Source organism: Pseudomonas sp. 58 R 12, from assembly GCF_900005865.1.
GTDB classification, from domain to species: domain Bacteria; phylum Pseudomonadota; class Gammaproteobacteria; order Pseudomonadales; family Pseudomonadaceae; genus Aquipseudomonas; species Aquipseudomonas tritici.
Genome location: NZ_CVTP01000017.1, coordinates 20,638 through 43,369 on the forward strand (window position 1 = coordinate 20,638; position 22,732 = coordinate 43,369).

The window sequence follows — 22,732 nt, forward strand, 5'->3', positions numbered from 1 at the left end:
AAACCCGATCGCTGATGAGCAGCGAAGTCAGGAGGCTAGTGACCCAAACGGTAAGGCGCAATGGGGTAGAGAGCCTCTAGGAAACGTCCTGCTATTTAAAGCGAATCATCGTTGATGGCCCTTTAATCCGCGAACCTGATCTCCCGCGTCTCCCCCATCAACAACCCCTGATTCTGCTCCGTCACTTCCCTGATGTAATCCCACAACAACGTGATCCGCTTCAACTTCCTCAAATCCTCCCGGCAATACATCCAGAACTGCCGTGTGATCGCAATCTGCGCCCCCAGCACCGGCAGCAACCGCGGATCCTGCGCCGCCAAAAAGCACGGCAATATCGCCATCGACCGCCCCTGTTGCGCCGCCACGTACTGCGCGATCACGCTGGTACTGCGCAGGCTGGCGCTGGCGCCGGGCACCACGTTCGCCAGGTACAGCAGCTCCGAGCTGAACGCCAGGTCATCCACATAACTGATGAACGGATGCTCAGCCAAATCCGCCGGGCGTTGTATCGGCGGGTGTTGGTCCAGGTATTCTTGGGTCGCGTACAGCTGCAGTTTGTAATCACACAATTTGCAGCACACGTAGGGCCCGTGTTCCGGGCGCTCCAGGGCGATAACGATGTCGGCTTCGCGCTTGGACAGGCTGATGAAGTGGGGCAGGGGCAGGATGTCCACTGAGATCGCCGGGTAGGTGTCGACGAAGTGGCTCAATTGCGGGGTGACGAAAAAGCTGCCGAAGCCTTCGGTGCAGCCCATGCGCACATGGCCGGACAGTGCCACGCCGGAGCCGGACACCTGTTCGCAAGCCATGTGCAGGGTGCTTTCGATGGACTCCGCGTAGCCCAGCAAACGCTGGCCTTCGGGGGTGAGGACGAAGCCGTTGGTCCGGGATTTTTCGAAGAGCAGGGTGCCGAGGGACGCTTCCAGTGAACTGATGCGCCGCGACACGGTGGTGTAGTCCACCGCCAGGCGCTTGGCGGCCACGCTGGCCTTGCGGGTGCGGGCCACTTCGAGGAAAAACTTCAGGTCATCCCAGTTCAGGGAGCCCAGCGACGTGATGTTTTTTTGCATATTGGTCCGGCTTTTATGTGCGTTCTTATTAGAGATTTGCACATCTATACTCCAAAAACAGTCCGAACGCCTCATTCTTCAAGGCGATTCAACGCCTTGGTTCTCTGCATAACTATAAGATTTGGAGACCACATGAACGCATCTGCCGATATTTCCGTGCAACAGGTCAAGTTGCTGATCAACGGCGAGTGGGTCGAGTCCAAGACCACCGAGTGGCAAGACATCGTCAACCCGGCCACCCAGCAGGTGCTGGCCAAAGTCCCGTTCGCCACGGCCGATGAAGTGAACGCCGCCATCGACGCCGGCCATCGCGCCTTCCAGACCTGGAAGCTGACGCCGATCGGCGCGCGCATGCGCATCATGCTCAAGCTGCAAGCCTTGATCCGCGAACATTCCAAGCGCATCGCCGTGGTGCTCAGCAACGAGCAGGGCAAGACCATTGCCGATGCCGAGGGCGATATTTTCCGTGGCCTGGAAGTGGTGGAGCACGCGTGTTCCATCGGCACCCTGCAAATGGGCGAATTCGCTGAAAACGTCGCCGGTGGCGTCGATACCTACACGCTGCGCCAACCCATCGGCGTGTGCGCCGGTATCACCCCGTTCAACTTCCCGGCGATGATTCCGCTGTGGATGTTCCCGATGGCGATTGCCTGCGGTAACACGTTCGTCCTTAAACCGTCCGAGCAGGATCCGCTGTCGACCATGCTGCTGGTGGAGCTGGCGCTGGAAGCTGGTGTGCCGGCCGGCGTACTCAACGTGGTGCACGGCGGCAAGGATGTGGTGGATGCGCTGTGCACCCACAAAGACATCAAGGCCGTGTCCTTTGTTGGCTCGACTGCCGTGGGTACTCACGTCTACGACCTGGCCGGCAAACACGGCAAGCGCGTGCAATCGATGATGGGTGCCAAGAACCACGCGGTGGTGCTGCCGGATGCCAACCGCGAACACACCCTCAATGCCCTGGTCGGCGCCGGTTTCGGCGCGGCAGGCCAGCGTTGCATGGCCACCTCGGTGGTGGTGCTGGTGGGCGCGTCGAAGCAGTGGCTGCCGGATCTCAAGGCGCTGGCGCAAAAGCTCAAGGTCAACGCGGGCAGCGAAGCGGGCACGGATGTGGGCCCGGTGATCTCCAAGCGCGCCAAGGCACGTATCCTGGAATTGATCGAAAGCGGCGTGAAAGAAGGCGCCAAGCTGGAGCTGGACGGCCGCGACATCAAGGTGCCGGGCTACGAGCAAGGCAACTTTGTCGGCCCGACCCTGTTCTCGGGCGTGACCCCCTCCATGCAAATCTACACCCAGGAAATTTTCGGGCCGGTGCTTGTGGTGCTGGAAGTCGACACCCTGGATGAGGCCATCGCACTGGTCAACGCCAACCCGTTCGGCAACGGCACCGGCCTGTTCACCCAGAGCGGCGCGGCGGCGCGTAAGTTCCAGAGCGAAATCGATGTAGGCCAGGTCGGCATCAACATCCCGATTCCGGTGCCGGTGCCGTTCTTCAGTTTCACCGGTTCCCGCGGTTCCAAGCTCGGCGACCTCGGCCCGTACGGCAAGCAAGTGGTGCAGTTCTACACCCAGACCAAAACCGTCACCAGCCGCTGGTTCGATGACGACACAGTCAACGATGGCGTCAACACCACCATCAACCTGCGCTGATTCGGGAGACGACCATGAAGATTGCATTTATCGGCTTGGGCAACATGGGCGCGCCCATGGCTCGCAACCTGATCAAGGCCGGCCACGCGCTGAACCTGTTCGACTTGAACCAGACGGTGCTCAAGGAACTGGCCGAGTTGGGCGGCACTATCAGCGACTCACCGCGTGATGCGTCCAACGGCGCGGAGCTGGTGATCACCATGCTGCCGGCTGCAGCCCACGTGCGCAGCGTCTGGCTGAATGAAGACGGCGTACTCGCTGGCATCGGCAAGGGCGTACCCGCAGTGGATTGCAGCACCATCGACCCGCAAACCATCCGCGATGTGGCGGCTGCAGCGGCCAAGCAAGGCGTGGCCGTGGCTGACGCGCCAGTCTCTGGCGGCACGGGTGGCGCCCAGGCGGGTACGCTGACCTTCATGGTCGGCGCCAACCCGGAACTGTTCGCCACCCTGCAACCGGTGCTGGCGCAGATGGGCCGCAATATCGTGCATTGCGGCGACGTGGGCACCGGGCAAATCGCCAAAATCTGCAACAACCTGTTGCTGGGCATCAGCATGGTCGGCGTCAGCGAAGCCATGGCCCTGGGCGATGCGTTGGGTATCGACACGCAAGTGCTGGCGGGCATTATCAACAGCTCCACCGGGCGTTGCTGGAGTTCCGACACCTACAACCCATGGCCGGGCGTGATTGAAACCGCGCCGTCGTCCCGTGGCTACACCGGTGGGTTTGGTGCCGACTTGATGCTCAAGGATTTGGGCCTGGCCACTGAAGCGGCGCGCCAGGCCAAGCAGCCGGTGATCCTCGGCGCCGTGGCCCAGCAGTTGTATCAATCAATGAGCCAGCGTGGGGAAGGGGGCAAGGACTTCTCGGCGATTATCAACAGCTATCGCAAGCCCAAATAGGGCGTTTTCCGGGGGCCTGCCTGTGGCGGGCTCCCGGTTTTTTGCGGCTCAAGCAAACACAAAATACTTACGCACCGTCTCGACCACTTCCCACGTCCCCTTCATCCCTGGTTCCACCACAAAGATATCCCCAGCCCGCAAGTGAATCGGCTCCAGGCCTTCTGGCGTGATGATGCAGTAGCCTTCCTGGAAGTGGCAGTATTCCCACTTCACGTAGTCCACATACCACTTGCCCGGTGTGCAGATCCAGGTGCCCATGATCTTGCTGCCGTCTTCGCTGGTGTAGGCGTTGAGGTTGACGGTGTGTGGGTCGCCTTCGAGCTTTTCCCATTTGCACGCGTCCAGGACCGGCAGGGGGTGGGTGTCGCGCAGTACGGTGATGGGCGTGGACATGATGACTCCAGGGCAGTGAATGGAAAGATCCACCCTAAGGCCTTGGGCGTTGCGCCAGTGGTCTGGACTCGACATTGGGATGCCCAGAAGCGCAGCTACCTGATGATCGTTGAATCACCGGCTCCCACAGGGGGGATGCTGTAAGGCTGAGCGATAGCTTTATGCGCCAATCCACCCATTCCTCGCAGTAAGTGCGAAAGATTTCCCGCTTCGCGCCAGAATTCGCAAGAAAATTCGCAGCAGGCCCTCGTATCATTCACCCCAGTACCCGTCGAGAGCCTTCAAATGAACCCAATAAAAACGTGGTGGGACATCAGCCCACCCTTGAGTACGGCGACCCCGACCTGGCCGGGCGATACGCCGTTCCAGGAAGAGCGCGTGTGGCAGTTCGGCCCGGAGTGCCCGGTGAATGTCGGGCGCATTACCTTGTCGCCGCACACCGGCGCCCATGTGGATGCACCGCTGCATTACAGCGCCGACGGTGCACCGATCGGTGAAGTGTCGCTGGACGTGTACATGGGGCCGTGCCGGGTGCTGCATTGCCTGGACAGCGGCGCACTGGTGCAGCCGCATCAGTTGGAAGGCCGTGTGGATAAGTTGCCCGAGCGTGTGTTGCTGCGCACTTATCCACAAGCGCCACTGACCCAATGGGATTCGAATTTCACCGCCATCGCCCCGCAAACCATCGAGCTGCTGGCCAGCCTGGGTGTGCGTTTGATCGGTATCGACACCCCGTCCCTGGACCCGCAGCAGTCCAAGACCATGGATTCCCACAACGCCGTGTTCCGCCATGGCATGGCGATTCTGGAAGGCATCGTGCTCGATGACGTGCCGGAGGGCGACTATGAACTGATCGCGCTGCCGCTGCGTTTTGCCAACCTCGACGCCAGCCCGGTTCGCGCCATTCTCCGCCCGCTCAAGGAGCCCACGCGATGAGCCAATGTCCTTTCTCGCCTGATTACCAACCCCCGGAAGAATGGCATAACGCCGAACTGAATTTTTCCGAGTCCATGAGCTACGGCGATTACCTGGACCTGGGCAAAGTCCTCAGCGCCCAGCACCCGCTGTCGCCGGACCATAACGAAATGCTCTTCATCATCCAGCACCAGACTTCTGAGTTGTGGATGAAACTGATGCTCCACGAGCTCAAGGCCGCCCGCGAACACGTGCGCCTGGGCGAGTTGCCGCCGGCGTTCAAGATGCTGGCGCGGGTCTCGCGGATCTTTGATCAATTGGTGCACGCCTGGGCGGTGCTGGCGACGATGACGCCGTCGGAGTACAAGGCCATTCGGCCGTTCCTCGGGCAGTCGTCTGGGTTCCAGTCGTTCCAGTACCGTGAGATCGAATTTATCCTCGGCAATAAAAGCGCGGCGCTGTTGCGGCCCCACGCCCATCGGCCGGAGCTGTTGAATGAGTTGAAAGTGGCGATTGCTACGCCATCGCTGTATGACGAGGCGATCAACCTGATGGTAAAGGCGGGTTTGGCGATTGACCCGAAACGTGCCGAGCGCGACCCGACGGCGGCGACGGTTCACGATGAATCCGTGGAGACGGCGTGGCGCGAGGTGTATCGCGATCCAAGCCGGTACTGGGATTTGTATCAGTTGGCCGAGAAATTCATCGACCTGGAGGATTCGTTCCGTCAGTGGCGCTTCCGCCATGTGACCACGGTGGAGCGGATTATCGGCTTCCAGCCGGGTACTGGCGGCACCGAAGGCGTGGGCTATTTGCGCAAGATGCTCGACACGGTGTTGTTCCCCGAGTTGTGGCGAGTACGCTCAACGCTCTAAACAAAAAGCCCCGGATTACCGGGGCTTTTCATTTGGAATGCAATCAAACCTGTGGGAGCTGGCTCGCCTGCGATAGCGGTATATCAGCTCGCACATTCAGCGACTGATACACCGCTATCGCGGGCAAGCCCGGCTTCCACAGGGATCACTGTGCGTTGACTACCGCGTTACTCCTGCGAACCCGCAACCGATAGGCCACATAGATAATCCCCACCCACACCGGCATCGCATACACCGACTTGTTAATCCCTGGAATCGCCAGCATCACGCTGATGATCATCACCATGAACGCCAGGCACAGGTAGTTGCTGAACGGGAACCAGAAGGTCTTGAACGACGGTGTCACGCCTTGCTCGCCCATGGCCTTACGGAACTTGATATGGGTGATGCTGATCAACGCCCAGTTGATCATCAGCGAGGCAACCACCAGCGCAAACAGTAACTCCAGCGCACTCTGCGGCGCGACGTAGTTGACCACCACGCACAGCATCGTCACCAGTGCAGAAATCGCCAGCGCCCGCAGCGGCACGCCTTGCTTGTTGAGTTTCATCAACGCTTTTGGCGCATCACCTTGCTCGGCCAGGCCGAACAGCATGCGGCTGTTGCAGTACACGCCGCTGTTGTACACCGACAGCGCCGCGGTCAGCACCACGAAGTTGAGGATGTGCGCAGCGGTGTCGTTGCCGATCAGCGAGAAGATCTGCACAAACGGGCTGCCGCTGTAGGCATCGCCCGACGCACCGAGGGTTTGCAGCAGTTGATCCCATGGGTACAGCGACAGCAGCACGGTGAGTGCGCCGACGTAGAAGATCAGGATCCGGTAGACGACTTGGTTGATCGCTTTCGGGATCACTTTGCGCGGCTCGCTGGCCTCGGCGGCGGTAATGCCCACCAGTTCCAGGCCGCCAAACGAGAACATGATGAAGGCCATGGACATCAACAGCCCCATGCCACCATTCGGGAAGAACCCGCCGTGGCTCCACAGGTTGCTGACCGAGGCTTGCGGGCCGCCGGTGCCGCTGAACAGCAGGTAGCAGCCAAGCACGATCATGCCGACAATCGCCACCACCTTGATGATCGCAAACCAGAACTCGGTCTCACCAAAGAACTTCACGTTCAGGGTGTTTATCAGGTTCACCGCGACGAAGAACACCAAGGCGCTGACCCAGGTCGGGATCTCTGGCCACCAGAACTGGATGTACTTGCCCACGGCCGTCAGTTCGGCCATGCCCACCAGCACGTAGAGCACCCAGTAGTTCCAGCCCGCCAGGAAGCCTGCGTAGCCGCCCCAGTATTTGTGGGCGAAGTGGCTGAAGGACCCCGCCACGGGCTCTTCGACGATCATCTCGCCGAGCTGGCGCATAATCAGAAACGCGATAAAACCGGCAATCGCGTAACCGAGGATCATCGACGGCCCCGCCGACTTGAGCACCCCGGCCGAGCCGAGGAACAACCCCGTGCCGATCGCCCCTCCCAAGGCGATCAGCTGAATGTGTCGGTTCTTCAGGCCACGCTTGAGGCCTACCGGGTTAACCATGTCATCCGCCATTAACATTCCCTTCTACTTGTTTTTCTCAGGGTCGATTGCACGCAGCACCAACCCCTCAGAAGTGCTGAGGGGTCAGATATTACTCTGCGTAAACTTTTCGTAATACAGCTGAACGCCATCAAGTGCCTGATCCGCCAGCCATTGTTGGATGGATTCGACCATTGGAGGAGGGCCGCACAGGTACATATCCGCCGATCTGTCCCGCCATTCGGCCAAGTCGAAATGCTCGGTCAGGTAGCCGCGCTTGCCGGGCCAATCCTCTGAGGGGGCGCTGAGGACTTCGGTGTAGCGGAAGTCCGCGATGCTTGAGGCGTAGGCCTGGATGCGCGCCGCTTCGCACAAGTCCTCGGCACCGCGCACGCCATAGTAGAGGTGCACGGGTTGGTCGCAGCCATTGGCGGCCAGTTCGTCGAGCATGCCCAGCAAAGCCGATAACCCGGTTCCGCCTGCCACCAGCACCAGCGGTTGGGTGACGTGGCGCAGGTAGAAGGCACCGAGTGGCGCCTCCATCAACAGCTCATCGCCGACCTGGCAGCGCTCGCGGATGTAGTTGCTCATCACCCCATCGGGCAGCAGGCGGATCAGGAATTGCAGTTGATTGCCCGGAAGGTTGGCGAAGGAATACGACCGCCAACTGTCCGTGCCTGGCACCGACAGGCGTGCGTATTGGCCCGGCAGAAAATCCAGCGCTTGATCCAACTGCACCTGCAGGATCGCCGTACTCGCCGACACCTGCTGCACCGCGCTCACCGTGCCTCGCACCTGCACCGGACCGGGCGCATTGCACAGGCTTGAATCAAAGTCGAAATAGAACGTTGCGTCGGACTTCACCCGCGTCTGGCAACTGAGCATCTTGCGCTGTTGCAGATCGAGGCTCGACAGCGCTTCTTCGTCCACATAATCCTGGCTGTAATCGCCTGACTCGCAACGACCCTGGCAGGTGCCGCATACGCCTTCGCGACAGTCCAGAGGGATTTTGATGCCGTTGCGCAGCGCCGCGTCCAGCAGGATTTCATGGGCGCCCACTGGGAAAAACAAGGTCTTGCCATCGGCAAAACTGAAGGCCACTTTGTGATTCATCTGATTGTGCTCCAAACACCCCGTAGCAGCTGTCGAGCCTTGGCGAGGCTGCGTTCGCGGCGTACCTGGCACACCGCAAACGCAGCCTCGCCAAGGCTCGACAGCTGCTACGTGGGAGGTGTTCACAAGTGATAGAAGTCCAGCACCGAGTTGATGCTGTCGTTGAGCAGCAACGCGTGCTTGCGCGTAATCAACCAACTGTCGCCATGGGGCTTGAGGCTGTAAGTGGCCTGCCCGTAAAACTGCTCCGAAGTGGCCATCCGATAAAACAACGTGTGCCAGTTCAATCGCACTTCCAGCGCCCCACCCGCCTGCTCGGCAATCCGCACGTTATTGATCAGGTGCAGTGTGCGCGGCATGGGTGTCGCCGACGCCGCCTTACCCGTGCGCAACCGAAACACGCGGTCTTCCAGGCCCGAACGGTTGGCGTAATAGATCAACGACATCTCGCGCTTGGGGTCACGGGTGTAGACGTGTTCCGAGTCCCATTGCGGCAGGTGGAATTCACTCTGCGGATCGAACAGTTGCACATAGGCATCCCAGTCCTGGGCGTCGCACAGCTCGGATTTGCGGTAGAAAAACTGCTCTATCTGGTATTGCAGGTACGCGTTCATCATTCCACCTCCCGCAGTTTCAGCGCTTGTCGGTCCAGGCCATCGAGCAGGAATTGCTGCCAGTTGCGATGCTGGTTCACGTAGAGGCCTTCGTGGGTGAACTCGGTGCCGGTCATGGCCGGTTGGATGCCGATGGCTTCGCTGTTGGGCGTGGGCCCGGTTGCCCAGCGATGGCTGCCGCGCGAGATATCGCTCCAGCGCTCCAGCCGGCCCTGGAAACCACGCTGGGCTTCGCGAAACTCCACCAGGTCGTCCGGCGTGCCCATGCCCGAAACGTTGAAAAAATCTTCAAACTGGCGAATACGGTTTTCGCGGTCGGCGTCCGACTCGTTTTTCACCCCCAGGCACTGGCTGATGATTTCGGTCTTGTTCCACGCCATCGGCCGGATAATGCGCAGTTGCGAGCTGATCTGGTCGAGGAAGAACAGGCTCGGGTAGATGTTCAGGTTGCGCAGGCGGTGCATCATCCACTCGGCCTTTTGCTGGCCGTGCTCTTCGACCAGGCGCGGCATGATGGTGGCGTAGCCGGAACGCACGCTGGGGTTGGGCATGTCGCTGAACAACAGGCTGTGGCCGTTGTTGAAGGCAAACCAACCGTCATCGGTGTTCGCGTCGCCGGCGCCGAGTTTGCTGTAGTCCAGAGTGGTGCCGGACGCGCTGCCGTTCTCGGTATTCACCTGTTGGCGGTGCTGCACCGTGGCCACGTAGTTGTAGTGCACGGTGCTGACGTGATAACCGTCCAGGCCGTTTTCGTTCTGCAATTTCCAGTTGCCATCGTAGGTGTAGGCGGACTTGCCCGGCAGCACTTCCAGCTCGCCGGTGGCGGACTGGGCGACCATCATGTCGAAAAACACTTTCGCATCGCCGAGGAAGTCTTCCAGGCTGTCCGTGCCCTTCACGTCCAGGCTGATAAACACGAACCCTTTGTAGCTTTCGATGCGGGCTTTTTTCAGGCCGCGTGTGGCTTTGTCGAAACCTTCCGGGTATTCCCCCGGCGCCTTGACCTTCACCAGCCGGCCATCGCTCTTGTAGCACCAGGCGTGGAATGGGCACGTGAAGGTCGACTGATTACCTTTGCCGACTCGCGTCAATGTGGTGCCGCGATGCTGACAGGCGTTGATCAGCGCGTTGAGCTGGCCGTCGCCATCGCGGGTGATGATCATTGGCTGGCGCCCGGCACGCATCGTCACGAAGTCGTGGTTGTTCGCCAGTTCGCTTTCGTGGCAGGCGTAGATCCAGTTCTTTTCGAAGATCAGTTCCATCTCCAGGTCGAACAGTTCCGGTTCGGTGAACATGTCGCGGGCGATGCGGAACACTTCATCTGCGGGGCGAAAATCCAGGCAGCTTTCGATAAAGCTTTTCCATTGCTCGACGCTTCTTGCACCACTCATGGGAGGCACCTTTTTGATTGGGGCTAAACGGTGGTTCATTAGAGGCAGCGGGGCAGGGCGCGGGCTATCCGCTTAATGGGGGAACCTGCGCCGGATAATTGGGCAGCAAATACCCAACCCGGTGCAGGCCGGTGACGGAATGCGCTACTGTCTTGCTGGACAATGGTCGGAAAAGTCGGTGTCTTATCCACTTAATCGACCATTGCTATCCACTCGCTGGCCATTGCGCTGGCGTGGCGCATTATTTGCTGTCGAACAACAACGACGCGCCGCCAGAGCGCGCAACAGCCTAACCGCCGTGGGTGCACCCTGATGAGCAGCCAAACGATTCAACGCTTCGACCTGGAAGGCGCCCGCAGCTGGATGTCCGGCATCTGCGGGCCCCATCGCCTGGCCACCGCCACGCCCGAACGCCTGCGTTTTCATCACAGCGCCAACGTGTTCAAGTCGCGCGCCACTACCTTGGGCGTGATCGAATACGGCACCGACGTGACCATCGACATCGAAGACGCCGAGCATTTCAGCAGCTATAGCCTGAGCCTGCCGCTGGTGGGCGAGCAGGAATTGAGCAAGAACGGCGAGCGCCTGAGTTCCAACCGTGACCAAGGGGTGATCATCTCGCCTAACGAGCACCAGGTGCTGGCGATTTCCGGTGACTGTCGCAAGTTGCAGGTGGTGATCACGCGCGCAGCGATGAGCGAGTCCCTGGAAGGGTTGCTGCATCGGCCGATTGAGGCGCCGTTGCGCTTTGAGTCGGTGATGGACGCGGTGGACGGCGCTTCAGCGTCGTGGTGGCGCATGGCGCGTTACTTCATTGCGGAGCTGGAACACGGCAGCGAGTTGTATGAGCAGGCTGCGTTCACCCGCGACCTGGAAAGTTCGTTGATTAAGGGCCTGATCCTGGCCCAGCCGAACAATTACTCCGAAGAACTGCGCGACGTATTGGGCGTGAAACTGCCGCACTACCTGATCCGTGCGCGCCAGTACATCCACGACAACGCTCGCGAAGTCGTGCACCTTGAAGACCTCGAAGCAGCTGCGGGGGTGTCGCGGTTCAAGCTGTTCGATGCGTTTCGTAAGTACTTCGCGCTGTCGCCGATGGCTTATTTGAAGAAATACCGGCTTTCTGCCGTGCGCCAAGAAATCCTCGAGCATGGCCCCACCCGTACGATCTCCGAGATCGCCTTGGGCTGGGGCTTTACCCACCTGGGGCGATTTTCGGCCGAATACCGAAAGCTGTTCGACGAATCCCCCAGCCAGACCCAGCAGCGCAAGCGCATGCGCAGTATCTGAAGACAATGAAGATCAAACTGTGGGAGCTGGCTTGCCTGCGATAGCGGTGGGCCAGCCGATAGATGTGCCAACTGACCAAGCGCTATCGCAGGCAAGCCAGCTCCCACATTGGATCCTCAGTGTTTGGGAGGGCTCAGATCAATTCTTCCACCAGTTGCAGGCAATGATTCAGTCCCGGCGACTGATCATTCACCCGTCGGCTGAGGATGATCGGCGACGTCGCCGTGGCTTCCACAATCGGCGTATAGCCGATATCCGCCCGGTGCAGCACCTGCACCGAAGCCGGCACCAACGTCACCCCCATCCCGGCGCCGACCAGCCCGATAGCGGTCTGCAATTCGTTGGTCCACTGCGCCACCTTGAGGCTCAAGCCATGGGCGTCGAACAGCGCAATCACGTGGTCGGCATAGCTGGGGCGCGGGTTGCCGGGGTAAAGCACAAACGGCTCGGCGGCCAGCTGAGTGAGGGTGGCGGGCGCGCCCAGCAAGGGGTGACCGGCGGGCAACACGGCGACCAGCCGATCCTCCACCAGCACACGCTGGACGATGGCCGGATCGTCGATACGAATCCGTCCGAACCCCACATCAATCCGCCCGGCCTTGAGCGCCTCGACCTGCTGCAAGGTGGTCATCTCCGACAGCCCCAATTCCAGCTCCAGCGCCTCATGACTGCGCAATCGCCGAATCAATTCAGGCAGCACGCCGTACAAGGTCGAGGGTGCAAAACCGATACCCAGCCAGGTCTTTTCACCCTGGCCGATGCGACGCGTGTTGTCGCAGACTTTGTTCAGTTGCTCCAGCAGCACATTGGCGTGCTCATAGAAGAACCGCCCGGCCTCGGTCAGCCGCAGCGGCCGGCCACGCTCCAGCAAAATCACGCCCAACTCATCCTCCAATTGCTGGATCTGCCGACTCAGCGGCGGCTGGGCGATGTGCAGGCGTTCGGCGGCGCGGGTGAAGTTCAAGGTTTCTCCCAGCACCTGGAAATAGCGCAAGTGACGCAGTTCCATGACGGCTCCTTTCATACCTTTAGGGTATTGGTCGAGACTAATTCTATATTGGAAGCCTCGAAAGATGGGGAACAGAATCGGCGCAACTCTAAAAAGAACCCAACGGGTATAGCCATGCCGATTTGCGCCATTGAGTCGATCGACACCGTCATCGTCGACCTCCCCACCATTCGCCCGCACAAGTTGGCGATGCACACGATGCAAAACCAGACGCTGGTGATCATCCGCCTGCGCTGCGCCGACGGTATCGAAGGCATCGGCGAAGCCACTACCATTGGCGGCCTGAGCTACGGCAATGAAAGCCCCGACAGCATCAAGGTCAACATCGACCGCCACTTCGCACCGCTGTTGATTGGCCAAGACGCGAGCAATATCAACGCGGCCATGTTGCGCCTGGAGCGCAGCATTCGCGGCAACACCTTTGCCAAGTCCGGTATCGAAAGCGCCTTGCTCGACGCGCTGGGCAAACGCCTGAACCTGCCGGTCAGCGAGTTGCTCGGCGGCCGTGTGCGTGACGCGTTGCCGGTGGCCTGGACCCTGGCCAGCGGCAACACCGAAAAGGACATTGCCGAGGCAGAAAAGATGCTCGACCTGCGCCGCCACCGCATCTTCAAATTGAAGATTGGTGCGGGCGAAGTCAGCCATGACCTGGCCCATGTGATCACGATCAAAAAGGCCCTGGGCGACCGTGCCAGTGTGCGTGTCGACGTCAACCAGGCGTGGGATGAAGCCGTGGCACTGCGGGCGTGCAAGGTGCTCGGCGACAACGGGGTCGACCTGATCGAACAACCGATCTCACGCAATAACCGTGGCGGCATGGCCCGGCTCAACCTGTCGAGCCCGGCGCCGATCATGGCCGATGAGTCCATTGAGTGTGTCGAGGATGCCTTCAACCTGGCCCGCGAAGGCGCGGCGTCGGTGTTCGCCCTTAAAATCGCCAAGAACGGCGGCCCCCGCGCAGTGTTGCGCACGGCTGCGATTGCCGAGGCGGCGGGTATTGGCCTGTACGGCGGCACCATGCTCGAGGGCGGTATCGGCACGCTGGCTTCTGCGCATGCCTTTCTCACGCTGAACAAACTGGCGTGGGACACCGAACTGTTCGGTCCGTTGCTGCTGACCGAAGACATCCTCACCGAGCCGCTGGTTTATCGCGATTTTCAGCTGCATGTCTCCAACGCACCGGGCCTGGGCCTGGCCATCGATGAGGAGCGCCTGGCGTTCTTCCGTCGTGACAAACACTAAGAGGCGTCTTCCATGTTGTTCCACGTAAAAATGACCGTGAACCTGCCCGTCGACATGAACCCCGAACGTGCAGCCAGCCTCAAGGCCGATGAGAAAGCCTTGGCGCAACGCCTGCAACAAGACGGCAAATGGCGCCACCTGTGGCGCATTGCCGGGCACTACGCCAACTACAGCGTGTTTGACGTCGACAGTGTGCAGGAACTGCACGACCTGCTGATGCAGCTGCCGCTTTACCCCTACATGGCTATCGAAGTGAATGCCTTGTGCCGTCACCCTTCGTCGATCCATGAGGATGACCGCTAGGCCGATGTTCAAACCAATAACTACAAGATGAGGAATGCACCATGTCCACCCGACTGTCCCAGACTGCCCATGCCCAACAGTTTCTCGAAGAAGCCAGCGGCAACCTTAACGACGGCGGCAATCCACGCACTAAAGCGCTGATCTACCGGCTCCTGCGTGACACCGTGAACATCATCGAAGACCTGGAGGTGACCCCGGAAGAGTTCTGGAAAGCGGTCAACTACCTCAACGAGCTGGGCAAAAACCAGGAAGCCGGTTTACTCGCCGCCGGGTTGGGCCTGGAGCATTACCTGGACCTGTTGATGGACGCCGCCGATGAAGAGGCCGGCAAGTCCGGCGGCACCCCGCGCACCATCGAAGGCCCGTTGTACGTGGCCGGGGCACCGTTGTCGAAGTACGAGGCACGGCTGGATGATGGCAAGGATGATGCGGTGCCGCTGTTCATGCGCGGGCAGGTGCGTGACATCGATGGCAAGCCGTTGGCGGGGGCGATTGTGGATGTGTGGCAGGCCAACACCGGGGGTACGTATTCGTGGTTCGACCCGACGCAATCCGAATTCAACCTGCGCCGTCGCATCGAGACCGATGCCCAGGGCAACTACCGTTTTCGCAGCATCGTGCCGTCGGGGTACGGTTGCCCGCCGAGCGGGCCGACCCAGCAACTGCTCGATCAACTCGGGCGTCACGGACAGCGGCCGGCGCATATCCACTTCTTTATCTCGGCGCCGGGGCATCGGCACCTGACCACGCAGATCAACCTGTCGGATGACCCGTACCTGCATGATGATTTTGCCTACGCCACGCGGGATGAATTGATTGCGCAGATTCGCTTCAGTGACGACCCGCAACTGGCGCAGGAGTTTGGCGTGGAGGGGCGGTTTGCGCAGATTGATTTTGACTTTGAATTGCAGGTGGCTGACGCGCCGTTAGAGCAAAAGCGCATGCAACGCGTACGCGCCCTCGAAGACTAAACGCGGTTAAAAATGTGGGCGCTGGCTTGCCTGCGATAGCGGTGGTGAATGCACCATCGCTATCGCAGGCAAGCCAGCTTCCACAGGGTTTTGTGGTTGGCGCTATTTGCGGATGACCAGATCCAGCACCTCATCCCGATCCTTGATCTTCTGCAACACAATCTCCGAACGGATATCCATCACCCCCGCCGTGCGGTTCAAGTGGTTCACGATAAAGTCGGAAAAGTGCTTCAGATTCCTCGCCTGCACGCGTAGCACATAGTTGCTGGCGCCCGTGATCACATAGGCACTGGCAACTTCCGGCCAGCCCTGCACCTTCTTGATAAACGTCTCATGCCAATCCTCCACGTCCTGGCGTAACGACAGGTGGACGATGGCTTCCAGCTCGATTCCCAATTGCTCGGCATTCAGCACTGCGCGGTAGCCGCTGATGATTCCCTCACTCTCCAACAGGCGCAAACGGCGCAGGCAGGCGGAAGGCGACAAGGCAACTTTTTCCGCCAGCTCCTGGTTGCTGATACGGCCGTCCTGTTGCAGGAAATGCAGGAGGCGCAGGTCAGTGGCGTCGAGAATCATGGTTAGAATAAATCCGCGTGTTTGGAGGTTAAATTCGAATTTCCTACAGCTTAATTAGCCTGTTACCTACCACTTTGCACGAAAATTCTCTAAAACTTCGTTCATTATTTGGTCCATTCTCACTTATAAAAACCAGGACAACCCATGACCAGCCGAAGCCATTGCCAAGCCCTCGATGCGCAGGACCCGTTGGCGCCGTTGCGCCGTCAGTTCGCCTTGCCTGAGGGCGTGATCTACCTCGACGGCAACTCCCTCGGCGCGCGTCCGGTGGCGGCGCTGGCGCGGGCGCAGGCGGTGATTGCCGAAGAATGGGGCAATGGCCTGATTCGCAGCTGGAACAGCGCCGGTTGGGCGGAGTTGTCCCAGCGCCTGGGCAACCGCCTGGCGCCGCTGATTGGTGCGCATGACGGCGAAGTGGTGATCACCGATACCACCTCGATCAACCTGTTCAAGGTGCTCAGCGCGGCGTTGACTGTGCAACGTCAACGCCAGCCTCATCGCAAAGTGATCGTCAGCGAAGCGAGCAACTTTCCTACCGATTTGTACATCGCCGAGGGCCTGGCCGAGCTGCTGCAGCAAGGTTATTCCCTGCGCCTGGTAAACAGCCCGGACGAATTGCCCCAGGCCATCGACGAGGACGTGGCGGTGGTGATGCTCACCCACGTCAACTACAAGACCGGCTACATGTACGACATGCAGTCGCTGACCGCCCTGAGCCATGAATGTGGCGCGTTGAGTATCTGGGACCTGGCGCATTCGGCAGGTGCCGTGCCCATCGACCTGCATCAGGCCGGTGCCGACTATGCGATTGGCTGCACCTACAAATACCTTAACGGTGGCCCGGGCTCCCAGGCGTTTGTATGGGTCAACCCGGCGTTGGTGGATGAGGTGCGCCAGCCGTTGTCCGGCTGGTTCGGGCACAACCGCCAGTTCGCCATGGAGACGACTTACGCACCGAGCGCAGGCATCGCGCGTTACTTGTGCGGCACCCAGCCGATTACCTCGCTGGCCATGGTGGAATGCGGCCTGGAAATTTTTGCCCAAACCGACATGGCGAGTCTGCGCAGCAAATCCCTGGCCCTGACTGACCTGTTTATCGCCCTGGTCGAGGCCCGCTGCGGCGCCCACGGTCTGGCACTGATCACCCCGCGTGAGCACGCCAGGCGCGGCAGCCATGTGAGCTTTGAACACCCCGAAGGCTACGCAGTGATCCAGGCCTTGATCGCCCGTGGAGTGATCGGCGATTACCGTGAGCCGCGCATCATGCGCTTTGGTTTTACCCCGCTGTACACCCGCTTTACCGAGGTATTCGATGCGGTGGAAATCCTCGGCGACATCCTCGACAACCACACCTGGGACCAGCCGCAATACAAAGTCCGAAACAGCGTCACTTAAGCACAACCCAAATCCAATGTGGGAGCTGGCTTGCCTGCGATGACGGCAGTGAATTCACCATCGCCATCGCAGGCAAGCCAGCTCCCACAGGGTTCAGCGCCAGCAACAACCCTCACAATAATAAAGGGGCACACCACGTGACTACGCCAGACAACGGCTTTGCAGAGATCACCCACCGCGAACTGGGCCTGCGGCGCCAGCTCACTTCCGGCCAGATGAGCATGATCGCCATCGGTGGCGCCATCGGCACCGGGCTGTTCATGGGCAGCGCCTACGCCATCGGTTATGCCGGGCCCAGCGTGCTGGTGAGCTACGCCATCGGCGCGCTGATCACCTTGCTGTTGATGGGCTGTCTGGCGGAAATGACCGTGGCGCATTCCACCTCGGGCTCCTTTGGCGCCTACGCCGAGTTCTATATCAGCCCGCTGGCGGGCTTTCTGGTGCGGTATGCCTACTGGGCAGCGATTGTGCTGGCGGTGGGGGCCGAGGTCACGGCGGTGGCGATGTACATGAAGTACTGGTTCGCCAACGTACCGGAATGGGTGTGGATCGTGTCGTTTTCCAGCGTGCTGATTGTGCTCAACGCGATCAGCGTGAAGACCTTCGGCAACTTCGAATACTGGTTCTCGACGATCAAGATCAGCGCCATCGTCGGCTTCATTATTCTCGCGGTGTACGTGGTGTTCGGCTCCGGCAACCCGGACTACGGCGTGCAGCACTACACGGCCCATGACGGCTTTTTCCCCCATGGCTTGAGCGGCATGTGGATCGCGGTGATCGTGTCGATCTTCAGCTACTTGAGCGTGGAGATGATCGCGGTGGCCGCCGGTGAAGCGGCGGACCCGGAACAAGCAGTGAAGAAAGCCTTCCGCGCCACCATAGTGCGCCTGGTGGTGTTTTATCTGCTGACCCTGGCGCTGATGTTGGCCATCGTGCCGTGGAACCAGGCCGGGCAAACCCAAAGCCCATTCGTCACAGTGATGCAGACCATCGGCATTCCCGGCGCCACCGGGGTGATGAATTTTGTAATTCTGATTGCGGCGCTGTCGGCCATGAACAGCCAGCTCTACATCACCACGCGCATGATGTTCAGCTTGTCCCGCGCCGGCTTTGCGCCCACGTCCATGGGCGCCTTGAGTAAGAGCGGCATTCCGTTGAACGCGTTGTTGCTGTCCAGCTCGGGCATCGCCCTGGCGACGCTGCTCAATGTGGTGTACCCGGAAAGTTCGTTCACCTTGATGATGGCGATTTCGATGTTTGGCGCGATCTTCACCTGGTTCATGATCTTCCTCACGCACCTGTTTTTCCGGCGCTATCGCAAGCGTCACGGCGGGCCGAAGTTATCCTTCCAGCTGCGGCTGTTTCCGTACAGCACCCTGCTGGGACTGGTGCTGATGGGCGCGGTGATGATCACCACCTATTTCACCGAGGCGTTCAAGATGACGCTGGTGTTTGGTGTGCCGTTTCTATTGATTCTGTCGGCGGTATATTACGTGTTTTTCCGCAAAGGCAGGGCCAAGGCCTCGAACAAGGCTTTGGCGTAGCCCGGCAGGTGTTCGAACGAGCGCGCACATAGCAGCAGCTTTCGGCAGGCCCAATCCTCTTGCAACGGTTGGGCCTTGAAGCGACGTTCTTGCTGCCCACGCTCCAGTGCGGCCTGGGGCACGATACCCAGGCCGGCGCCACGGGCGACCATGCGAATGACGCCATCAAAACCCTCGGCACGGATGCGGGTCTGCAAGCGAAAGCCTGCGTGCAGCGCCTGTTCTTCCAAGTACACCGACAGCGCGCTGTTGGCGGCGAGGCCTACGAAGTCGTGTTGCAGGCTGGCGATGAAGCTCACGTGTTGCGTCGTCAGCGGATGATCCAGCGGCATGATCAGCACCAGCGGATCGTCACGAAACGCCAGGGTCTGCAGGCCGTGGGTGTCTACGGCGTCGGAAATGATCCCAAGGTCCGCCGTGCCCTGACGCAAGGCCTGGGTGATGCGCAGGCTCGGAAGCTCTTGCAGGTCAATATCGAGGTTGGGGTGCTCGCGCAAAAAGTCCGCCAGCAGCTCGGGCAGGTATTCGCTGAGGGCGGTGGTGTTGCACAGCAGGCGCAGCTGGCCTTTGATGCCGTTGGCGTATTCCGCCAGGTCCTGTTGCAGGTGCTCGGCCTGTTGCAAGAGCAGGCGGGCGTGGCGGGCCAATGCTTTGCCGGCAGGTGTTGGCGTTACGCCTCGGCGGCCACGTTCAAGGAATTCGATGCCCAGTGAGGCCTCCATTGCGCGAATGCGAGCGCTGGCGGCGGCCAATGATAGATGGCTGCGGGCGGCGCCGGCGGTAATGTTGCCGGTGTCGAGGATGTGCAGGTAGAGGCGCAGGTCGATCAGGTCAAAGTGCATGGCGGGGTTTCCCTGTGATTGGACTGGCCTCATCGCAGGCAAGCCAGCTCCCACATTTGATTTGTGAGCACATTCAACGGTGGGAGCTGGCTTGCCTGCGATGACGGCATCAGCCTCACACAAAACAAGAGGCTGCCTCAGTATATGGCGAATTTCACCCCTCATCGAAAAGCCGCACAATCCCTCCATGAATACCTTCCTCGCCTTCTACCAAAATATCGGCCCGGCGCTGACCCTGCTGGTGATCGGCACCTTCCTGCTGGCCGGCACCGTCAAAGGCGTGATCGGCCTCGGACTTCCCACCGTCGCCATGGGCCTGCTCGGCCTGGCTATGTTGCCGGCGCAGGCTGCGGCATTACTGATCATTCCATCGACGGTCACCAACCTCTGGCAATTGGCGGTCGGCGGCCACTTGAGCGGGTTGACCAAACGTTTATGGCCGATGCTTCTGCTGATATTTCTCGGCACTGGGTTTGGTACTTTGTGGTTGGGCATGGACGGTGGTGGCTGGGTGGTCCATGCATTGGGCGGGGCGTTGCTACTTTACGCACTCAGCGGATTGTTCCTGCCCACGTTCAAGGTCAAGCCCCAGACCGAACGCTGGCTCGGCCCTCTGTGCGGAGTGATCACAGGCGTCATTACCTCGGCGACTGGCGTATTCGTGATTCCTGCGGTGCCGTATCTGCAAGCCCTGGGCTTGAACCGCGACCCGTTGGTGCAGGCGCTGGGGCTGTCGTTCACCGTATCGACCCTGGCACTGGCCACCGGTTTAGCCTGGCGCGGCACCCTGGGCGGTGGCGAAATCAACGCGTCGCTGCTGGCGCTGGTGCCGGCGCTGCTGGGCATGTGGCTCGGCCAGGCGCTGCGCCAGCGCATCAGTGCGGTGCTGTTCAAACGCGTATTTTTCATCGGCATGGCGCTATTGGGCGCTCACCTGCTGATCAGTGGTTGAGGGCGCGGCAGTTCAATCTCTCGGTGTAAGCTGCTGCGAACCGATGAGAGAGGACAGCGTGTGAAAGCCCGATCCGATGAGCTACAGATCTTCGTCAGCGTGATTGAGTGCGGTTCGATTTCCGCCGCCGCCGAACAGGTCGGGCAGACGCCCTCGGCGGTCAGCCGCACCTTGTCGCGCCTGGAAGCCAAGCTCGACACCACGCTGATCAACCGCACCACGCGGCGCATGGACCTGACCGAGGAGGGCAAGTACTTCTTCGAGCAGGCCAAGGTGATCCTGGCGCAGATGGATGAGCTGGAGGAACGCCTGTCGTCGCGCCAGAAAAAGCCCGCCGGGCGTCTGCGCATCAATGCCGCCGTGCCGTTCATGCTGCATGGCATCGTGCCGTACATCGCCGAGTTTCGCAGCCTCTACCCGCAGATCCAGCTGGAGCTGAACAGCGATGATCTGATTATCGATTTGCTTGAGCAAAGCACCGACATCGCCATTCGCATCGGCGCCCTGGCCGATTCCACCCTGCATGCACGGGCCCTTGGCAGTACGCCGCTGCATATCCTCGCCAGCCCCGACTACCTCAAGCAATACGGCGTGCCGAGCACGGTCGCTGAGTTGGCGGACCACACCTTGCTGGGGTTCACCCAGACTGAAACCCTCAACCACTGGCCGCTGCGCCATTCAGACGGTGACCGCTGGCTGATCCAACCCAGCGTGGCCGCCTCCAGCGGCGAGACCGTGCGCCAGTTGGCGCTGGAGGGCCAGGGTATTTGCTGCCTGTCGAACTTCATGACCGTCGCCGACATCGACGCCGGGCGCCTGGTGCCGGTGCTGGAAGCGTTCAACAGTGGCTATCGCCAACCGATCCACGCGGTGTTCTACCGCAACTCGCAACTGGCGTTGCGTATCCAGTGTTTCCTCGACTTTATTCAGGCCAAGCTGGCGCGGTATGCCTGCTAAGTAGTGCACAAAGGCAACCGTAGCAGCTGTCGAGCGCCAGCGAGGCTGCGTCAGGCGCGACTCGATTATGTGCCTGGCTCATAACGGCGGTGCTGCAAACGCAGCCTCGCTGGCGCTTGGCAGCTGCTACGGGATTCTTGACCTCCACGCAAGAATGAATTGGGTGAATGGGGCTTATTCGACAGGTCGGGTGCCGTAACAATGCGGCCATTACTTACCCAGTCAGGAGCACTCTCCATGAACGTATTCGTAACCGGCGCAGCAGGTTTTATCGGTGGTTCCATCGCCACTGGCCTGGTCAAGGCCGGCCACACCGTTACCGGCCTGGTACGCAGCGCCGAACAAGCCGCCGAGCTGACCGCCCTGGGCATCACCCCGGTAATCGGCACCCTGGATGACAGCGCGGTGTTGACCGAGCAGGCGCAAAAGGCCGATACGGTGATCAATGCCGCGAGCAGCGACCATCGTGTGGCCGTTGAAACCCTGCTGGCGGCATTGAAGGGCTCGAACAAGCCGTTCCTGCACACCAGCGGTTCGAGCATCGTCGGTGATGCGTCGGGCGGCAAAGAAAGTGATGTCATTTACTTCGAAGACAACCTTCCTGAACCGACTGTCGATAAAGCTGCCCGTGTCGCCATCGATAACCTGATCCTGGCCGCCGCTCAGGACGGTGTGAATTCGGCAGTGATCTGCAACACGTTGATCTACGGCCACAGCCTGGGCGTGAAGCGCGACAGCGTGCAATTGCCGCGTCTGCTCAAGCAAGCCCGCAAGAGCGGGGTGGTGCGTCATGTGGGCAGCGGGCAGAACATTTGGTCCAATGTGCATATTGAAGACGTGGTTGCGCTGTACGTGCTGGCGCTGGCCAAGAATGTGCCAGGCACTTTTTACTTCGTGGAAAGCGGCGAGGCGTCGTTTATCGACATGACCACGGCCATTGCCGAAGCCTTGAAACTGGGTAAACCGCAGGATTGGCCACTGGCCGACGCCGAGGCCGAGTGGGGCTATGAAATGGCGAATTATGGTTTGGGCTCCAACAGCCGCGTGCGAGGCAAGCATGCCCGTGAACTGTTGGGCTGGGCGCCGAAGCGGACTTGCGTTGTGGAGTGGATTCGCCACGAGATGGTGTGATGGTCACTTGAGACCGAGGTGCTGCCTTCGCAGGCAAGCCAGCTCCACATTTTGATTTGTGAATACATTCAAATGTGG

At 60.3% G+C, this 22,732-nt stretch carries 22 protein-coding genes; 13 read left to right on the forward strand and 9 right to left on the reverse strand.

The window, feature by feature from the left end; all coding sequences use genetic code 11:
• Nucleotides 1–122: 122 nt before the first annotated feature.
• On the reverse strand, nt 123–1,070 hold the full coding sequence (locus BFP95_RS12935; RefSeq protein ID WP_065874658.1) for a LysR family transcriptional regulator: 948 nt from the start codon (nt 1,068–1,070) through the stop codon (nt 123–125).
• Nucleotides 1,071–1,202: 132 nt separating this feature from the next.
• On the opposite strand from BFP95_RS12935, the gene BFP95_RS12940 reads away from it, so the two are divergent.
• The gene (locus BFP95_RS12940; RefSeq protein WP_065910234.1) at nt 1,203–2,720 is read left to right on the forward strand and encodes a CoA-acylating methylmalonate-semialdehyde dehydrogenase; all 1,518 of its coding nucleotides are present in this window, start codon (nt 1,203–1,205) and stop codon (nt 2,718–2,720) included.
• A 14-nt stretch (nt 2,721–2,734) separates the two neighbouring features.
• Nucleotides 2,735–3,622: a 3-hydroxyisobutyrate dehydrogenase gene (mmsB, locus tag BFP95_RS12945; protein WP_065880781.1), complete on the forward strand. Its 888-nt coding sequence runs from the start codon at nt 2,735–2,737 to the stop codon at nt 3,620–3,622.
• A 48-nt stretch (nt 3,623–3,670) separates the two neighbouring features.
• Here mmsB and BFP95_RS12950 read toward each other — a convergent pair whose 3' ends face one another.
• A complete protein-coding gene (locus tag BFP95_RS12950) occupies nt 3,671–4,015 on the reverse strand; it encodes a cupin domain-containing protein (RefSeq protein ID WP_049711538.1) in 345 nt (114 codons plus the stop codon).
• Nucleotides 4,016–4,300: 285 nt separating this feature from the next.
• Here BFP95_RS12950 and kynB point away from each other — a divergent pair, with 285 nt between their 5' ends.
• Both kynB and kynA read left to right on the forward strand, forming a co-directional pair.
• Nucleotides 4,301–4,951, forward strand: a complete 651-nt coding sequence (kynB, locus tag BFP95_RS12955; protein WP_065874661.1) for an arylformamidase — start codon at nt 4,301–4,303, stop codon at nt 4,949–4,951.
• Nucleotides 4,948–5,805: a tryptophan 2,3-dioxygenase gene (gene kynA, locus BFP95_RS12960; RefSeq protein ID WP_065874662.1), complete on the forward strand. Its 858-nt coding sequence runs from the start codon at nt 4,948–4,950 to the stop codon at nt 5,803–5,805. The genes kynB and kynA overlap by 4 nt, the downstream gene beginning before the upstream one ends.
• Before the next feature lie 145 nt (nt 5,806–5,950).
• On the opposite strand, the gene BFP95_RS12965 is transcribed toward kynA, so the two are convergent.
• From BFP95_RS12965 to antA, 4 genes are all read right to left on the reverse strand, one after another.
• Nucleotides 5,951–7,354: an amino acid permease gene (locus BFP95_RS12965; RefSeq protein WP_065890048.1), complete on the reverse strand. Its 1,404-nt coding sequence runs from the start codon at nt 7,352–7,354 to the stop codon at nt 5,951–5,953.
• 72 nt (nt 7,355–7,426) lie between these two features.
• Nucleotides 7,427–8,434, reverse strand: coding sequence for an anthranilate 1,2-dioxygenase electron transfer component AntC (gene antC / locus BFP95_RS12970; protein WP_065874664.1), 1,008 nt, complete (start codon nt 8,432–8,434; stop codon nt 7,427–7,429).
• 122 nt (nt 8,435–8,556) lie between these two features.
• A complete protein-coding gene (gene antB / locus BFP95_RS12975; RefSeq protein ID WP_065910236.1) occupies nt 8,557–9,048 on the reverse strand; it encodes an anthranilate 1,2-dioxygenase small subunit in 492 nt (163 codons plus the stop codon).
• Nucleotides 9,048–10,439, reverse strand: a complete 1,392-nt coding sequence (gene antA / locus BFP95_RS12980) for an anthranilate 1,2-dioxygenase large subunit (protein ID WP_065910238.1) — start codon at nt 10,437–10,439, stop codon at nt 9,048–9,050. The genes antB and antA overlap by 1 nt, the downstream gene beginning before the upstream one ends.
• Nucleotides 10,440–10,751: 312 nt before the next feature.
• Between antA and BFP95_RS12985 the strand changes: the two genes are divergently transcribed.
• The gene (locus BFP95_RS12985; RefSeq protein WP_065874667.1) at nt 10,752–11,732 is read left to right on the forward strand and encodes an AraC family transcriptional regulator; all 981 of its coding nucleotides are present in this window, start codon (nt 10,752–10,754) and stop codon (nt 11,730–11,732) included.
• Nucleotides 11,733–11,865: 133 nt separating this feature from the next.
• On the opposite strand, the gene BFP95_RS12990 is transcribed toward BFP95_RS12985, so the two are convergent.
• Nucleotides 11,866–12,741, reverse strand: a complete 876-nt coding sequence (locus BFP95_RS12990) for a LysR family transcriptional regulator (protein ID WP_065880717.1) — start codon at nt 12,739–12,741, stop codon at nt 11,866–11,868.
• Nucleotides 12,742–12,855: 114 nt separating this feature from the next.
• Between BFP95_RS12990 and BFP95_RS12995 the strand changes: the two genes are divergently transcribed.
• From BFP95_RS12995 to catA, 3 genes are read left to right on the forward strand one after another with little or no spacing between them, the layout of a single operon-like run.
• Nucleotides 12,856–13,983 (forward strand): muconate cycloisomerase family protein, encoded by a 1,128-nt coding sequence (locus BFP95_RS12995; RefSeq protein ID WP_065910240.1) that lies wholly within the window; start codon nt 12,856–12,858, stop codon nt 13,981–13,983.
• 12 nt (nt 13,984–13,995) lie between these two features.
• On the forward strand, nt 13,996–14,286 hold the full coding sequence (catC, locus tag BFP95_RS13000) for a muconolactone Delta-isomerase (RefSeq protein ID WP_065874670.1): 291 nt from the start codon (nt 13,996–13,998) through the stop codon (nt 14,284–14,286).
• Between the two features lie 41 nt (nt 14,287–14,327).
• The gene (gene catA / locus BFP95_RS13005; protein ID WP_065874671.1) at nt 14,328–15,257 is read left to right on the forward strand and encodes a catechol 1,2-dioxygenase; all 930 of its coding nucleotides are present in this window, start codon (nt 14,328–14,330) and stop codon (nt 15,255–15,257) included.
• Nucleotides 15,258–15,359: 102 nt separating this feature from the next.
• Here catA and BFP95_RS13010 read toward each other — a convergent pair whose 3' ends face one another.
• Nucleotides 15,360–15,833, reverse strand: a complete 474-nt coding sequence (locus BFP95_RS13010; RefSeq protein WP_016974903.1) for an Lrp/AsnC family transcriptional regulator — start codon at nt 15,831–15,833, stop codon at nt 15,360–15,362.
• Between the two features lie 144 nt (nt 15,834–15,977).
• Between BFP95_RS13010 and kynU the strand changes: the two genes are divergently transcribed.
• The gene (kynU, locus tag BFP95_RS13015; RefSeq protein WP_065880720.1) at nt 15,978–17,228 is read left to right on the forward strand and encodes a kynureninase; all 1,251 of its coding nucleotides are present in this window, start codon (nt 15,978–15,980) and stop codon (nt 17,226–17,228) included.
• Between the two features lie 137 nt (nt 17,229–17,365).
• Entirely contained in the window at nt 17,366–18,772 is a 1,407-nt protein-coding gene (locus BFP95_RS13020) for an amino acid permease (RefSeq protein ID WP_065880721.1), read from the forward strand.
• On the opposite strand, the gene BFP95_RS13025 is transcribed toward BFP95_RS13020, so the two are convergent.
• Complete coding sequence (locus BFP95_RS13025; RefSeq protein WP_065880722.1) at nt 18,718–19,614, reverse strand: LysR substrate-binding domain-containing protein; 897 nt, start codon at nt 19,612–19,614, stop codon at nt 18,718–18,720. The genes BFP95_RS13020 and BFP95_RS13025 overlap by 55 nt on opposite strands.
• A gap of 187 nt (nt 19,615–19,801) precedes the next feature.
• Here BFP95_RS13025 and BFP95_RS13030 point away from each other — a divergent pair, with 187 nt between their 5' ends.
• The 3 genes from BFP95_RS13030 to BFP95_RS13040 all read left to right on the forward strand — a co-directional run bounded on the left by BFP95_RS13030 (nt 19,802) and on the right by BFP95_RS13040 (nt 22,654).
• Nucleotides 19,802–20,566: a sulfite exporter TauE/SafE family protein gene (locus BFP95_RS13030; RefSeq protein WP_065874675.1), complete on the forward strand. Its 765-nt coding sequence runs from the start codon at nt 19,802–19,804 to the stop codon at nt 20,564–20,566.
• A 60-nt stretch (nt 20,567–20,626) separates the two neighbouring features.
• Nucleotides 20,627–21,523, forward strand: a complete 897-nt coding sequence (locus BFP95_RS13035) for a LysR family transcriptional regulator (protein WP_065910242.1) — start codon at nt 20,627–20,629, stop codon at nt 21,521–21,523.
• Between the two features lie 237 nt (nt 21,524–21,760).
• Nucleotides 21,761–22,654 carry an NAD-dependent epimerase/dehydratase family protein gene (locus BFP95_RS13040; RefSeq protein ID WP_065910244.1) on the forward strand — a complete coding sequence of 298 codons (894 nt, stop codon included), beginning with the start codon at nt 21,761–21,763 and terminating at the stop codon, nt 22,652–22,654.
• Nucleotides 22,655–22,732 lie beyond the last annotated feature (78 nt).